General features: G+C 41.5%; 12 protein-coding genes. 5 read left to right on the top strand and 7 right to left on the bottom strand.

What is annotated here, in order from left to right; translation table 11 throughout:
* Positions 1-123: 123 nt before the first annotated feature.
* Entirely contained in the window at positions 124-828 is a 705-nt protein-coding gene (locus ACT3QN_RS07990; RefSeq protein WP_444522900.1) for a hypothetical protein, read from the top strand.
* A gap of 91 nt (positions 829-919) precedes the next feature.
* Positions 920-2806, top strand: a complete 1887-nt coding sequence (locus tag ACT3QN_RS07985) for a monovalent cation:proton antiporter-2 (CPA2) family protein (protein ID WP_444522901.1) — start codon at positions 920-922, stop codon at positions 2804-2806.
* A 45-nt stretch (positions 2807-2851) separates the two neighbouring features.
* Here the strand turns inward: ACT3QN_RS07985 and ACT3QN_RS07980 are convergent, their stop codons facing one another.
* Positions 2852-3781: a DUF2628 domain-containing protein gene (locus tag ACT3QN_RS07980; RefSeq protein WP_444522902.1), complete on the bottom strand. Its 930-nt coding sequence runs from the start codon at positions 3779-3781 to the stop codon at positions 2852-2854.
* A gap of 197 nt (positions 3782-3978) precedes the next feature.
* On the opposite strand from ACT3QN_RS07980, the gene trmB reads away from it, so the two are divergent.
* The 3 genes from trmB (at position 3979) to ACT3QN_RS07965 (ending at position 8064) form a co-directional block, all read left to right on the top strand.
* Positions 3979-4818, top strand: a complete 840-nt coding sequence (trmB, locus tag ACT3QN_RS07975) for a tRNA (guanosine(46)-N7)-methyltransferase TrmB (RefSeq protein ID WP_444522903.1) — start codon at positions 3979-3981, stop codon at positions 4816-4818.
* Positions 4819-5876: 1058 nt separating this feature from the next.
* Positions 5877-6929, top strand: a complete 1053-nt coding sequence (gene recA / locus ACT3QN_RS07970) for a recombinase RecA (protein WP_444522904.1) — start codon at positions 5877-5879, stop codon at positions 6927-6929.
* 40 nt (positions 6930-6969) lie between these two features.
* Positions 6970-8064, top strand: a complete 1095-nt coding sequence (locus ACT3QN_RS07965) for a regulatory protein RecX (RefSeq protein ID WP_444522905.1) — start codon at positions 6970-6972, stop codon at positions 8062-8064.
* A gap of 52 nt (positions 8065-8116) precedes the next feature.
* Here the strand turns inward: ACT3QN_RS07965 and ACT3QN_RS07960 are convergent, their stop codons facing one another.
* From ACT3QN_RS07960 to ftsH, 6 genes are all read right to left on the bottom strand, one after another.
* The gene (locus tag ACT3QN_RS07960; protein WP_444522906.1) at positions 8117-9574 is read right to left on the bottom strand and encodes an anion permease; all 1458 of its coding nucleotides are present in this window, start codon (positions 9572-9574) and stop codon (positions 8117-8119) included.
* 317 nt (positions 9575-9891) lie between these two features.
* The gene (locus ACT3QN_RS07955) at positions 9892-10602 is read right to left on the bottom strand and encodes a YidB family protein (protein ID WP_444522907.1); all 711 of its coding nucleotides are present in this window, start codon (positions 10600-10602) and stop codon (positions 9892-9894) included.
* A 230-nt stretch (positions 10603-10832) separates the two neighbouring features.
* Positions 10833-11288, bottom strand: a complete 456-nt coding sequence (locus tag ACT3QN_RS07950; protein WP_444522908.1) for a hypothetical protein — start codon at positions 11286-11288, stop codon at positions 10833-10835.
* A gap of 50 nt (positions 11289-11338) precedes the next feature.
* Positions 11339-11620 carry an FAD assembly factor SdhE gene (locus ACT3QN_RS07945; protein WP_444520182.1) on the bottom strand — a complete coding sequence of 94 codons (282 nt, stop codon included), beginning with the start codon at positions 11618-11620 and terminating at the stop codon, positions 11339-11341.
* A 99-nt stretch (positions 11621-11719) separates the two neighbouring features.
* Positions 11720-12640 carry a dihydropteroate synthase gene (gene folP / locus ACT3QN_RS07940; protein WP_444522909.1) on the bottom strand — a complete coding sequence of 307 codons (921 nt, stop codon included), beginning with the start codon at positions 12638-12640 and terminating at the stop codon, positions 11720-11722.
* 164 nt (positions 12641-12804) lie between these two features.
* Complete coding sequence (ftsH, locus tag ACT3QN_RS07935; protein WP_444522910.1) at positions 12805-14700, bottom strand: ATP-dependent zinc metalloprotease FtsH; 1896 nt, start codon at positions 14698-14700, stop codon at positions 12805-12807.
* Positions 14701-14897 lie beyond the last annotated feature (197 nt).

Here is a 14897-nt window from a genome sequence, read left to right as displayed (position 1 = left end):
ACTTAAGTCCAAATCAGCTTATGTGGTTATAATAACTATTATAAAGTTTTGTTTAGCATCTCAGTTAATTTTTATAATCAAGCTTTTTAGTATTTTCACTCTATCTATTGATGATACAACACTATGTCTAGACGCTCAGCACCCTTTGTCGCCCCAGACTATATCGATGATCCTGCATCAAAGGGTGGCAAAAAACACGCCAAAGTTTTGTTATCAACGCTGCAAGAAGACATTGCAAACTTTCGTAATGAACAGTTTCCACCCGATATTTTGCGACAAATTCGCGATATGCCTATTTATGAAGGTAACTTAGCCGAAGTCCAAGCATATCAGCAGCGTTGGCAAAATCTACTTGAGCGCGCAAAGGATTTTTATCCAGCGGCCAACATGCCACCGGATTATCTGCCACTCCCTGCCAGCCTTGAGATACCGCAATTTATCTATCATGTTCAACGTTTACATTTAACTAAGACACGTGCGAAAGAATCCAAAAGCTTTGGGTCAGTAGGTGCTCTGACTGATAAATGTGGTCAATATACAGATGATGAAATCGAGCGCATGACAGCAGTGTTAGACAACGATGACGAAGCGCGACTAGTAGCGCATCGTGAATTTATCGATCTGCGGGCTTATGTCTTCTGCCGCGATAGTAAGGGCGAAATGTTAGAACCTGAGCGGGTTCGCTTTTATCGTACTGGTCTTATTGTACAAGCCCTGCCCGACTTTAAGATTGTAGATAGTCGTCAGACACCGCGTAAACGCCGCAATGATGCTTATAACAATCCGCTTGCAGACAATGGTGTGTGGAAGGTTTATCGCAAAAAATAATAGATACTAGCGCGATACTGTTTTAGTCATACTGATCTTAGTCACGTCCATTTTATGTTGTGTATTTTATTCAAATTTTTAAGGAGCCCAGATGTTTGCTGCCGCCGCCGGCTCACCAAATCTCATGTTGCAAGCCACTATCTTTTTGGGAGCAGCATTGCTCTTCGTACCCCTTGGTAAACGCTTTGGTATTGCAACGGTTTTAGGCTACCTCATCACTGGACTTATATTGGGCCCGAGTGGCTTGGATGTGGCAGGCGACGCTGAGAGTCTATTGCACTTTTCAGAGTTTGGTGTGGTCATGCTGCTGTTTATTATCGGGCTTGAGCTTCAGCCTTCGCGGCTCTGGGCATTACGCCGCTCTATATTTGTATTGGGCGGTTTGCAAGTCGGTTTGACTGGCACGCTACTGATGTGGCTTTTACATCAGTTTTTCTCCTTACAGCTAGATACCGCCTTTATTGTTGGCTTTGGTTTAGCCCTATCCTCTACCGCGTTTGTACTACAGATACTGACTGAGAAACAGCAGCTTTCAAGCACGCACGGTCGAGAAGCTTTTACCATTTTACTATTCCAAGATATTGCAGTCATTCCATTGTTGGCAGTCATTCCATTTTTATCAGGGGTGCGTGAACAAAGCTACGATTTGATCTATTTTGGCAAGGTGTTTGCTGTTTTTGCAGGTCTAATTTTTGCCAGCCGTTATGTGGTTCGACCTTTCTTTAAATTTGTCGCCTCAAGTGGCGCATCAGAACTACTGACAGCGGTTGCTCTATTTATTGTGATGGGTGTATCTATTTTGATGGGCCAAATCGGTCTATCAATGGCATTAGGTGCATTTTTGACAGGTGTGTTGTTAGCAGATTCTGAGTATCGTCATGAGTTAGAGGCCAGTATCGAACCTTTCAAAGGGTTGCTACTAGGTCTGTTCTTTATGTCGGTCGGTATGCTCACCGACGTCAAACTCATTTTAGCAGAACCTATCTTTATTATTGGCTGCGCGCTCGCTCTCATGTTTATCAAGTTTGCTGTTATTGCCACTATCGCAAAAGTGTTAGGTAACCGCTTACCAACCAGTATTAGGTTAGGCGTCACATTGGCTCAAGGGGGTGAGTTTGCCTTTGTCCTATTCAGTGTTGCCACCGCTCAAAATGTCTTGCGTCCTGAACTTGCCAATACTCTTAACCTTGTCGTTACTATCTCGATGGCACTGACACCTCTGGCATTTTTATTATTAGAAAAAGTGGGTGAACCATTATTTGCTAAGAACAAACCAAGCCGCGAATACGATACTATTCCTGATCATGAGCATCAGGTAATTATCGCAGGTTTTGGTCGAGTTGGACAGATTATTGGTCGTGTACTTCGCATGCATAATATAGAATTTACTGCCATTGAACGCTCTGCAAACCGAGTAGATTTCGTACGTAAATTTGGTAACCAAGTCTATTATGGCGATCCCAAAAACCCTGAGATTCTACGTGCTGCAGGCATTCAAAAAGCACGGGTGTTTATTCTTGCCATCGACGATTTAGAGCGTTCTATCACTACTGCTCAATACTTACGCAAGAACTACCCTGAACTGATTGTATTAGCAAGAGCGCGCGATCGTCAGCACTATTATCGCTTGCGTGAGGTTGGCGTACGGCATATTTGGCGTGAGACGTATTTGTCATCTTTGGACATGTCACGCGAATCACTACAGCTATTAGGTATTTCACCAGAAAAAGCGAGAGAAACAGTAAAAACATTCCGTGATTATGATGATGATTTGATCGAACGCCAACAAGCTATTTATGATGATGAGGCTAGTATGATTGAATCCGCACAGTCAGCAATGGCTGAGCTGGAAAGCTTGTTTGACGAAGATATTGGTAAAGCGCGTAAGATGGATTTAACCGACTTTTATGAAGCGTTAAAAAGCCAAGCAACACCAGTTGATGGGAATAATGATACTGCAACGGACTCTAAGCCTTAACTCCCAGCACTAGCAATATTCAAAAACACTCGTTAAGTACAGCCCCTAATCTGCTATGCAGTTTTTAGGGGCTTGTTTTTTATTCAGTGAGCTGGTGCAATCCCAGTTATCACTGTCTGGTATATGATAAAAGACCAACGTCTGCTCGTTTAAGTAACGTATTGGGAACGTCACGTTTTGAATCGTTGCCACTACCGCACAGTCGGTCTCTGGCACGCCTGCGGCCTGAGTATCGACACGCATACGCAGCTGCTGTTGTTCGGTACTCAAAGGTAGATTGACTGGGCACTGCCCTGTCTGTTGATAAATCAATGCCACTCGGTTTTGAGCATTTTTTGCAATATTATAAGAATCAAACAACACCTCGTTTGCTTTTGGCTTGGCAATGATTGGTAAGAACTGCACCTTAATAACCGATAACGAAAACGCAAAGAAACCAAATCCTAATGCCAATCCAAATAAGCTAACGCTGCCTTCTCTTTGCAGGTGCGCCTTCTGTGCTTCCTCATCTCGTGGATGGTCATTTATCGCATCAGCGATTTCACGCCTCGCCATTCGATAGTAATATGCATCCGTCCAACGTGCGACCATGAACGACCAAAATAGCCAAATAGCGGCGGCAATACCGATACGTGTTGCCATCTGGTAAGCATCTGGTACATAGGACATTGCTACAAACTCGAAAGCAACCAGCACCAGCGCTACATTTAGCTGGATAAAAGACCACCCTGCGACACTATAGACAATTGCATCCATGTAGCGTTTGCGATATAGCAGCCAAGGAAAAGTGATAAAAAATGCAGCCCAATGCCATTCTGGCGACAGATAACCTTGCTGATCAAACTGCTCAAAACGTTTAAGGTAATAACGCTGGGTACGATTACCGATAAACCACTTATCTAACTGCTTGCGTTTAGCAGGTGTGAGCGACTCTTGATAAAATGGTGGCGGTGAATCCGTCTCGATAAATAACATAGCAACACGCTCTACTAATTCTTAGGAAAAGCATTTAAAAAACACCATTATATGATAACGCCAAAACCCGTGTGTAACATAGAGAAACCATAGCATTGACTAGCAAATGCGTGAAAATAGGATTGTTCGTTCACAGTTGTATGGATTTAACTTATAATAAGCAAACATTACCCACCTAATTAAGTCTTACGAATCCTATGAGTCAACATTCTGATATCAATGACAATATCAATAGTACCGATACTACTGATGAGCAAACCTTTAATAGCACAAGCGAGCCTATCGATACTGATAACAGCTCCAACCAAGAGGTAGAGCCGAACTCTGACAAGCACATTCGCATCGTCAATACGTTTATGAAGCGTCGTACGCACATGAACAAAAACGCTGAGCTTGCACTAACTGCTCCAGAGTTTTCTGAGTATTTGGTCAATAATAGTTTTGGTGATGGCGATCTTACCGGTATTGATAACCTACGTACGTTATTTGCAGATAGCCCAAACGGTCCAGATGCGCCGCTTACGGTAGAGATTGGTTTTGGCTTAGGTGATTCGTTTATTGAAATGGCAGCCGCTGACCCTACTCGTAACTTTGTCGGTGTAGAAGTGCATGAACCCGGTATTGGTAAATGCGCTTATATGGCTGGTACTCAAGATTTGAACAATGTAAAAATTGTCAACGGTGATGCCATTCAATTGCTCAAGCAACTACCAGAAAACCATATCGACCGTATTCAGCTATACTTCCCTGATCCATGGCAAAAAAAGCGCCACTATAAGCGTCGTTTTGTCAGTCCTGAACGTATGACCATCGTTACGCGTAGCTTAAAACAAGGCGGCTGGTTCCATACAGCAACTGACTGGGAGCATTATGCATTTTGGATGGTTGAAGTCTTGGATGGTTTCGATGGATTGACTAACAAAGCTGGTACAGGTAACTTCACTGAACGTCCTGACTTTCGTCCAATGACTAAGTTTGAGCGTCGTGGCCTCGACCGTGGGCATGGTGTTTGGGATTTGATCTATATCAAAGACTGATTGATACAGCTCTACTTTTAAGTGTTTTGACAAAGCGGCTATCTGATGTAGCCGCTTTTTTGTGGCGTTCTAAATGTTATAGAAAATATCTTTAAAAATACTAGACATCCTATGTACAACTATGTCTACTGACATCTCAGTTGAAACTCTTGAGTCATACTCCTGACTTTTAATGCCTATAGTATGGTTATGCATAAAAAAAGATAAATTTTTAATTTGTGAAACATAGCACTCACAAGTCTATTTATAAACAAAACAGCACCTTTAAAGTAACTAAAAACAAAATATAGCATCAGCTTCTAATGCCAAAGATCTACGTAAACTTATGTATTATAAGGCTTTACAGAGTTCTCCCCATAAGTTGTGGATAACCCTGTGCATAAGTCACTACTTGACAAGTTTATAGCTAAGTAAATTAAAGGATAAGGTAAAATCGTTCATTTTTTGTACAATTTATAAATTAAATAAAATCAACAACTTACATTAAATTCATATGCATAAAAAATTATTTTAAATAATCTATAAAATAATTTAACCATTCATAATGTTTCACAATTAGCGAAAATAAATGTTTTATTTATTGTGGACAACTCCTAAGTCTATTGACAAACCTAGTCGTTATCAGGTTCAAAAAACTAGCAGCCTGTAACCCCACTTCTATAGTTTTTCAAGTTTATGCCATACGACAGGTAGTGTCGTTTAGCGTCGCTCAATGCTAATTATAGTTCCTTGCTTTTGCTATAATTACTTTATCAAATCAGCAGCGTTAAGAAATAGAGTCGAGTAATTAACAGATAAATTCTGATTTAAAAACAACGATAAAGACAACGTATTGCAGATTTATTTTTACTTCTCTCGCTATTTAATTTTAATGTATAGTAGAACCATACATTTGATACTACTACCTATACCAGCCACGTGACAACCTATTTTTCGATAAAACAGCCAGACAATAATTACTGACTTTATAACAGCCAGTATTTGTTTGCCAAAAGTTTTAACAGTACTAATATTTTATTTATAGCATCAATCTAACTACAGAAAACAAGGAATCCAATATGGACGACAACAAAGCCAAAGCCCTCAAAGCGGCGCTAGGTCAAATCGAAAAGCAATTTGGTAAGAATACCATTATGCATCTAGGTGATGATGCAGCTACTATGGATGTAGATGCGGTTTCTACAGGCTCTCTTGGGTTAGACATTGCGCTTGGTATTGGTGGCCTGCCAAAAGGGCGTATCATTGAAATTTACGGCCCAGAAAGCTCGGGTAAAACGACAATGACACTGCAAGCCATTGCAGAATGCCAAAAGCAAGGCGGTACATGTGCCTTTATCGATGCCGAGCACGCGCTTGATCCTGTCTATGCCCGCAAGCTTGGTGTAAACACTGATGAATTGTTGCTATCGCAGCCTGATAATGGTGAGCAAGCGCTCGAAATTACCGATATGTTGGTGCGCTCAGGGGCAATTGACATGATCGTGATTGATTCAGTAGCAGCTTTGACACCGCGTGCCGAGATTGAAGGCGAAATGGGCGACTCGCACATGGGTCTACAAGCGCGTCTTATGAGCCAAGCCCTACGTAAAATCACTGGTAATGCTAAACGCTCTAACTGTATGGTGGTCTTTATTAACCAGATTCGTATGAAAATTGGTGTTATGTTCGGTAGCCCTGAAACCACGACTGGTGGTAATGCACTAAAATTTTACGCCTCAGTACGTATGGATATCCGCCGTATCGGTGCAGTTAAAAATGGTGATGAGATCATCGGTAACCAGACTCGTGTCAAAGTTATTAAAAACAAAATGGCACCACCTTTCCGCCAAGCTGAGTTCGAAATTACTTATGGTGCAGGTACTAACCATTTAGCCGAAGTTATTGACTTAGGCGTTGAGATTGGCGCTGTTGGCAAAGCAGGCTCTTGGTACAGCTATGGAGACGAAAAAATTGGTCAAGGTAAAGCCAACTCTGTGCTTTTCTTAAGGGAAAATCCTGCCATTGCTAAAGAGATTGAAGATAAGATTCGTGACGAAAAGCTTGGTACGAAAAAAGATAGCAAAGACTCAGAAACTGAAGAAGCAGAACAGGCTTCTGAAGCTGTACAATAATGGTTTAACAATTAACCGTTGTCAGTAACTATGATTCATTATGAAAATTAAAACTTTAGCTGAAATTCTAGCTGAGTCGGGTGCCGACTCAGCTAGTTCTATTGATAGCAAACCAAAAAAACCGTCCAAAAACTCTCGTACGAATGAGTTTAAAAAACTAGGGAAATCTAGTAAACGGACTATCCGTTCAAGTAAAGATGATTCAATCACGAATGACGCTACTATCGATACCGCGTTTTTTGAAGACCCTTCTCCTAAATCTAAAAAAACTTCTAAATCTAAAAAACGTAAGAAGCGTTTTCATCCAGCGGCTAATTTTACCGCTGAGCCTAGTGATGCCCCTACTTATCAGCTACCTGAAGCGCAAACCATTAAAGAGATGCTAGCAGAAGTCAAACACGACGTTCATAATAATGATGACGTTGATAACGGTTTGACAGTTGATACTAGTAATAGTACTAAATCACTATCCAAAAACTCAGAAAACGAAGCTGATCTTTTTGCTGTCAATGATAGTGAAGCAGGTAGCCAAAACGATAATATACCAGCCGCGCTCAAAGCCTACTTACGAACTCCTGAGCAGAAACAAGCGGAAATCGATGCGATCAAAGCAGAAAGTCGGTTGCGTTGGCTCGCATTTTATTATTTATCACGCCGTGAATACGGTAAGGCCGAGCTAAAGCAAAAGCTGATTGACAAAGAACAAAATCCAGAGAGAATTGATACTCTACTCGATGAGTTTGAAGAAAAAGGCTATCAAAGTGATTACCGCACTACTCTAATGCTAATACGTGAGAATATCCGTAAAGGCCGTGGACGTGGCCGTATCAAACAAGAATTTTATCGTAAGAAGATTGCTATGCCAGGCAACATCGATGAGTTAATTGATATGGCAAACGCAGAGTCTGATGAATTCAGTGAGTTTGTAGATGACGATGCAGATAACCTAGTGGATGGTGTAGATTGGTTAAAACTGGCAGTGGTAGCACGTACCAAAAAATATGGTGATGAGATACCAGTTGAGCAAAAGGAAAAAGCTAAGCAGCTACGGTTTTTGCAGTATAGAGGGTTTAACACCGATATCTGCTTTGCCGCACTCAATTATACGCTAGAGTCTTTAGATGAGCGTTTTTAGCCAACACTCATCTAAAGGCTAACCGGGTAAAACAATAATCTTAGATGTCCTATTAATAATAACCAAGCACTTTCCACCAAATTAAACCAGCACCTATCCAAATCACCAAATTAACCACACTCATAATCGCACCAATACCCCACCACTCTTTCAACGTCACATAACCAGAGTTGAAAATTACAGGTGCTGTGCCAGTCGCATAATGGGTTAATGTCATCATGATATTACCTGCTGCAGCCAAGATTAAAGCATATAGCATTGGCGGGGCACCTAGTGTCAAACCAACCGCATAAAATGCTGCAAATAGTGCGGTAATGTGGGCGGTAGTACTGGCAAAAAAGTAATGTATGTATAAGTAAACTAAGGTCAACATCGTCGCTGCACCTATCCAGCCTACCCCAGTTGTTCCAATGAGAGACTCAATGTTACCTGCAAACCAGCTAATCAAGCCAAGCTTATTTAGATAAGCGGCCATCATAATCAGTGCACCAAACCAAACAATAGTATCCCATGCAGATTTTTCTTTGAGAATGTCATCCCAAGTCAGTACGCCAGTCAATATCAATGTCGTCAAGCCAATGAAGGCAGTTGTCGTGGCATCAACACTATATTGCTCACCCAAAATCAGTGCAGGAATATTAGCCCATAATACCAACATAAGACCAAATACACCGAGCATTATCTTCTCATGGGTACTGACCTGCCCCATCTCTGTCAGATTATCTTTTGCAAAATTTTTGGCATCAGGTGTTGCTTTGACATCGGGGGGATAAATCAAGTAGATAACCACTGGCATGACGATCAGACAAAGCATCCCAGGTATGAACATCGCTACTGCCCACGTTGTCCATGATAGCTGAATATCGCCACCCGTTGCTTTATTCACCAGCTCTACGACTAAAGGATTGGGGGCAGTCGCCGTGATAAACATCCCAGAAGTAATAGGATTCGCGTGGTAATTTACCATTGCTAAATAGCGCCCAATTTTATTTTGAGTGCCTTCTTCTGGTGTCGAATGAAAGCTTTGCGCAATGGACTTCATAATGGGGTGAATAATACCACCACCACGGGCCGTATTAGAAGGTGTGATGGGTGCGACCATCAGTTCAGCTGCTGCTAAGGAATAAGCCACGCCAATGGTTTTTTTACCAAAAATAGAAATAAAATAATAAGCAATACGTCGACCTAAGCCTGTTTTTATCAACCCACGCGATATCATAACCGCGATACCAATTAGCCAAATCAGAGGACTGGAATAACTTGACAACGCATCGCTAATGGCTTGCTTCGGATTATCATTTGTGACGCCAGTTAGTGCTACTAAAGTGACAGCAATAATAGCAATGGCCCCAATAGGCAATACCTTACCTATGATGGCAACAATAGTCGCAATAAATAATGCCAACATATGCCACGCTTCTGGTGTGACACCCGTCGGCACTGGGATGACAAACCAAATGACCAAACCAACTAAAATAGCAACAGCTGCTTGAATGGGCTTAAATGGCATAATTAATAATCCTTGTAAAATCCTTAAGCGATTAGAGGAATGTACCTTTCGTTCAATACCATTGAGACGCTGGAACTACAACCACAACTTGAATACTAGTTCTATCCATTTTATAGGACTTATAGAACCCTTATATCACTGTTTACTTTTTTTAACATATACATTTAGATTAGCAGACAAATAGATAACAAGAACTTTGTTAAATATGATATCCATATATAAGCTACAAAAAAATAGCCCATCTATCGACGGGCTATTTTTTATTGTGTTTTCATCGAAACATCTAATTCTATAAATAGTAGCTCTTTTATAAAAAGCTACTTAAAACTACCAAGGCGGTTAGATAATTGACTAATGATTTGATCAATTTCTTCATTAGCTTCAGCTTCATTATCCAGATTGCCATTAGGAGTTAATTGGTTCATTACTTCAGGCAATAGCTCAGCGAGCCCTTGTTTTACCTCAGTTTCATTAGCGCCAGTATGAGCGGCTACTTGCTGGATTTCACTTTCGTCAAACAATCGGTTAATCTCATTCGGATCTAGATTATCATTTGTTTCGTTGTTGCTCATCCAAGAACGTGCCTGACCTTCATAGCCCATACCAGTGATTTTTGATAATGCTCCACTTAGACCACCATTACGCTTAATCCAGCTGAGTACCATGGGCATTAACGCAGCAACGAGCATACCTTTACCACCAAACCCACTACTGGTTTGTTGACCCCCTAATACACTTCCTAAAATATCACCCAGACCACCAGTACCTGCATTCATACCACTGCGCTGGCTACCGCCTGCGAGACCACCAATAATGTCATCTAAACCAAAACCGTTATCTGACTGACGATTATGCTGCTGAGTGCTATAACCACCTGCCTGACCACCGCCCAGTACACTGCCTAAAATATCACCAAGGCCCCCTGTTTGGCGTGTCTCCGTACGCTGATTGACTGGATTGCGCTGAGCATCGTCTGGATTCATTGCACTACGCGCTACTTGGCTCACTAAACTCCCTAATAAGCTCATTATATATTCCTCTTGTTATTATGTGGTTTACTACAAAAATAATGCTTTAATCTACAAAAATGTCGCATCTACCTACATGACTCTTAATAACATAATGGCAAATCTATGCGTTTTGTTCTCATTTTTTAATATAACAAACCTATTTATCTTTTGAGATAGCTGTTTTGTTATGACATGTTGAGCTTTTTCATCGTGCACAAAAAATTTAAAACCAATAGACGACTCATTATCTAGGATGAACTCTTACTGATATTGGCTAGGATATTTAACTGTCGCCATTGCTCATGATTTACTTGATCGCGAAATATAGTTGTGGAAAACATTTTTTGGTAGGGCTCAATGATATTGAACTCAATACTCGTCGCCCACTGATAGCGATGTATAGCGACTAATTCTGCTTGCCATAATTCATCACCTCGACCCGTTCGTATCAACAACTGCCATTGTTTATCGACACGCTGGCTAAGCCGTGGCTGACTGATATGCAATAGTATCGGTCTCGATACTATGAGGTAGCTTGCGACTGCTGCTGAGACTATTAAGACCAGCAAATATTGCCATAAGGCCAAAGAAGCCAGCCATGCCAATATCATCATGATGCCGATCAAACCTATATATAGTAGCCCGCGTACATAACTGGCAGGCTTAATAGGTGTATCAATGCGTAAGGAGGTTACAGATGTCATGTCAGCATACTATAGGAGATATTAATAACTACTGTGACTTTTTTTGAGGCCTAAACCAGGTCTTTGGTATGGCGCCATGTTTTTATCTTATTGACCAATGCCCAGATGTCGTCGTCTTCTGGACGATTTTGATTAGTAAAATAATCCAATAAGTCAGGGTCTTCATGAGTGAGCATTTGAGCAAATGTTTCTTGCTCAGTAGGATCGGCTGTCAAATAAAGCTCTTTAACATAAGGGTCGATATAAAAGTCTAATTCTTTTAAGCCACGGCGAGCTTGATAAATAATACGGCGCTGCTCATTGGTCGGTTCTGGCTGAGTTGTACTAGTCATAGGTTTACTCTTATTAATTTAAATAGTTTTATTAGTTGAGATAGTTTAGAAATAAATATCAGGCATAGCGTATAGAATATTGATAGTCTTAAAATCTTACTATTCGTTTGAACATGTAGAATGAGCTTCACAACGATATTCTGACAGTTGACTCCATAATGCCACTGCCTGCTGCATCATCGCCACATTATGCGTGCGAACGATGCTCGCGCCTTGTTGTAGTGCAAAAATACCAGCTGCTGTACCGATCATATCTCGTTCTGTCGCTTGGGTAGTAGCAAAGGCCTCTACTCCACTTTTGGTCAATACTTCTGCTAAAAATCGCTTACGTGAAATACCAAACATTATCGGTAGGCCAAGCATCTGTAGACGACTCAATTGGCTTAATAATGCGCAGTGATGCTCATAGTCTTTAGCAAAACCAAAACCTGGATCGATGATGATTTTTTCATGTTTTATTCCTAAACTGATGACTTCCTCAACACGCATGGCAAGCTCTGTAGTAACGTCATTAATGACATCATCGTATTGAGCCAAACCATCCATCGTCGTTGGTTCGCCGCGCATGTGCATGAGCATAACCGGTATATCAAGTTCAGCCGCCAATGCTGCTGCACCTTCACGTTTAAGAGCACGCACGTCATTCCATATGTCGGCACCTTCATCAAAAGCTGCCTGCATCACTTCAGGGCTACTAGTATCAATAGACAACCAAATACTGTCACCACAATACTGTCGGATAGCCCAAACCACTGGCACAACGCGCTGTATTTCTTCAGAAGTACCTACGACATTTGCGTTTGGACGAGTAGATTCACCACCGATATCGATAATAGTAGCGCCCTGCTCTATCATCTTCTGACAATGAGCAACAGCAGTATCTACTCTGTGAAATTGCCCTCCATCTGAAAACGAATCTGGTGTGACATTAAGAATACCCATAATATGTGGCTGTGATAAATCCAAAATCTTATCACGGCTCGTTACTTGATAATTGGGTAAAGGTTGGAATAGTGACATGAATAATCCATCAGCAGTAAAAAGTATAATACGGTTTTAGTTATTGTTCTTCATACTTATAATACCAGTAAATCTTATAGGGTTCTAAACCATTCATACAGTGTTAATAAGAAAAAAGCCCTTTATCGTAAAGGGCTTTTTATTGAACATGAATACGCTAGCATTTACATCGCCGGTAGTGGTGGCGGTGTTGAACCTGTCGTTTTAATATCATTCTTTGACAAGTTCACTTCGTTATGGCTATAGACCTTAGGCGGACGTGGGTCTTCACCTGCTAAGATATCTTGCAATTGATCACGATCAATGGTTTCCCATTTCATTAATGCATCAACCATAGCGTGCATTTTTTCTTGGTTGCCTTCAATCAACTCGCGAGCAATATCATACTGCTCTTCTAGCATGCGGCGTACTTCCTCATCAACTTTTTGCTGCGTGGCTTCAGAAATCGTACGACCTCCACCACCGAAGTACCCTTGCGAACTATCATCATCCTCATATACCATGATACCAAGTGCATCAGACATGCCGTATTTTGTGACCATTGCACGTGCCATTTTGGTAGCGCGCTCAAAATCGTTTGAAGCACCCGTTGACATTTGATTAATGAAAACCTCTTCAGCAATACGACCGCCGAACAGAATGGCTAGGTCGCTCAACATTTTTGATTTATACATACTGGTCTGATCATGCTCAGGCAGCTGCCATGTAACACCTAGGGCAAAACCACGCGGCATAATGGTAACTTTATGCACCGGATCAGTACCTGGTAGCAACTCCGCTACTAAAGCATGACCTGCTTCATGATAGGCAGTCGCACGGCGTTCTTCTTCGCGTATTACCATAGACTTACGCTCAGGACCCATGTATAGCTTGTCTTTTGCGTCTTCAAAGTCGTTCATATCGACACTGGTCTTGTTACGACGTGCTGCAAATAATGCTGCTTCGTTTACAAGGTTGGCGAGCTGTGCACCACTAAATCCAGGTGTACCACGAGCAAGAGAGCTTGCGTCTACACTAATCGTATTTGGCAATTTCTTCAAATGGACTTTTAAGATTTGTTCACGGCCTTTGATATCTGGCAAACCGACTTGTACTTGACGGTCAAAACGACCTGGACGTAATAATGCTTTATCAAGTACGTCAGCACGGTTGGTTGCAGCAATGACGATAACACCTTCATTACCTTCAAAACCATCCATCTCGACCAACAACTGGTTCAGTGTCTGTTCGCGCTCATCATTACCGCCACCCATACCGGAGCCACGATGACGACCGACTGCATCGATCTCATCAATAAAGATAATACAAGGAGCACTTTTCTTCGCTTGCTCGAACATATCACGGACACGCGATGCACCAACACCGACGAACATCTCAACAAAATCAGAACCTGAAATTGAGAAAAATGGTACTTTAGCTTCACCAGCGATAGCTCTTGCAAGTAGCGTTTTACCAGTACCTGGAGGACCTACCATCAAAATACCGCGAGGAATCGTTGCCCCAAGTTTGGTAAATTTATCTGGATCACGTAGAAAATCAACTACTTCAACCACTTCTTCTTTGGCTTCTTCACAACCTGCCACGTCTTCAAAGTTAACATTGATTTGATCTTCGGTCAGCATTTTTGCTTTTGATTTACCAAAGCTCATCGGGCCACCGCCTTTACCACCAGCACCACCCTGCATATTACGCATAAAGAATAAGAACAGACCAATAATCAGTAAAATTGGGAAGCTGGCTATCAGTAATTGCATCAATACGCTTTGGCGCTTTGGTGCAGTTCCTTGAACTTCGACTTGGTTCTCACGTAGCATTGGCATGAGCTGGTCATCTGACACAGCTGGTCTAATGGTCTCAAAAGATGAGCCATTTTTCTTTTCGCCGGTGATCTGCTCGCCGTCGATCTCGACACTGGCTACTTGGTTTTCTGACACTGCGGTCACAAACTCAGAGTAGTTAAGGTTATCCGGCTCAGAAGATTGATCAAAGCCGCTAAACACCAGCACCAAAACGCCGATTACCACCAGCCACAATAAGGTATTTTTTACCATGTCGCTCACTAGTTATTCCCATCCCTTACTTATTGGTGTGTTTATTAAACACGTGACGTCTATAAACGTATTGCTCATTTTTAGCGAATATCCCGATACTAAAAAACTGCTACATTAAACTTGTATGACTTCTAGATAGCCTAAAAATTGTTTTTATAAATAATCAGTATGAGATAAACGTAGATATACGATCATTGAGCTTGTAA

Origin of the sequence: Psychrobacter sp. AOP7-C1-14, assembly GCF_052376135.1 — a bacterium.
Taxonomy (GTDB): Bacteria; Pseudomonadota; Gammaproteobacteria; order Pseudomonadales; family Moraxellaceae; genus Psychrobacter.
This window is presented reverse-complemented; position numbering and strand designations above follow the sequence as displayed.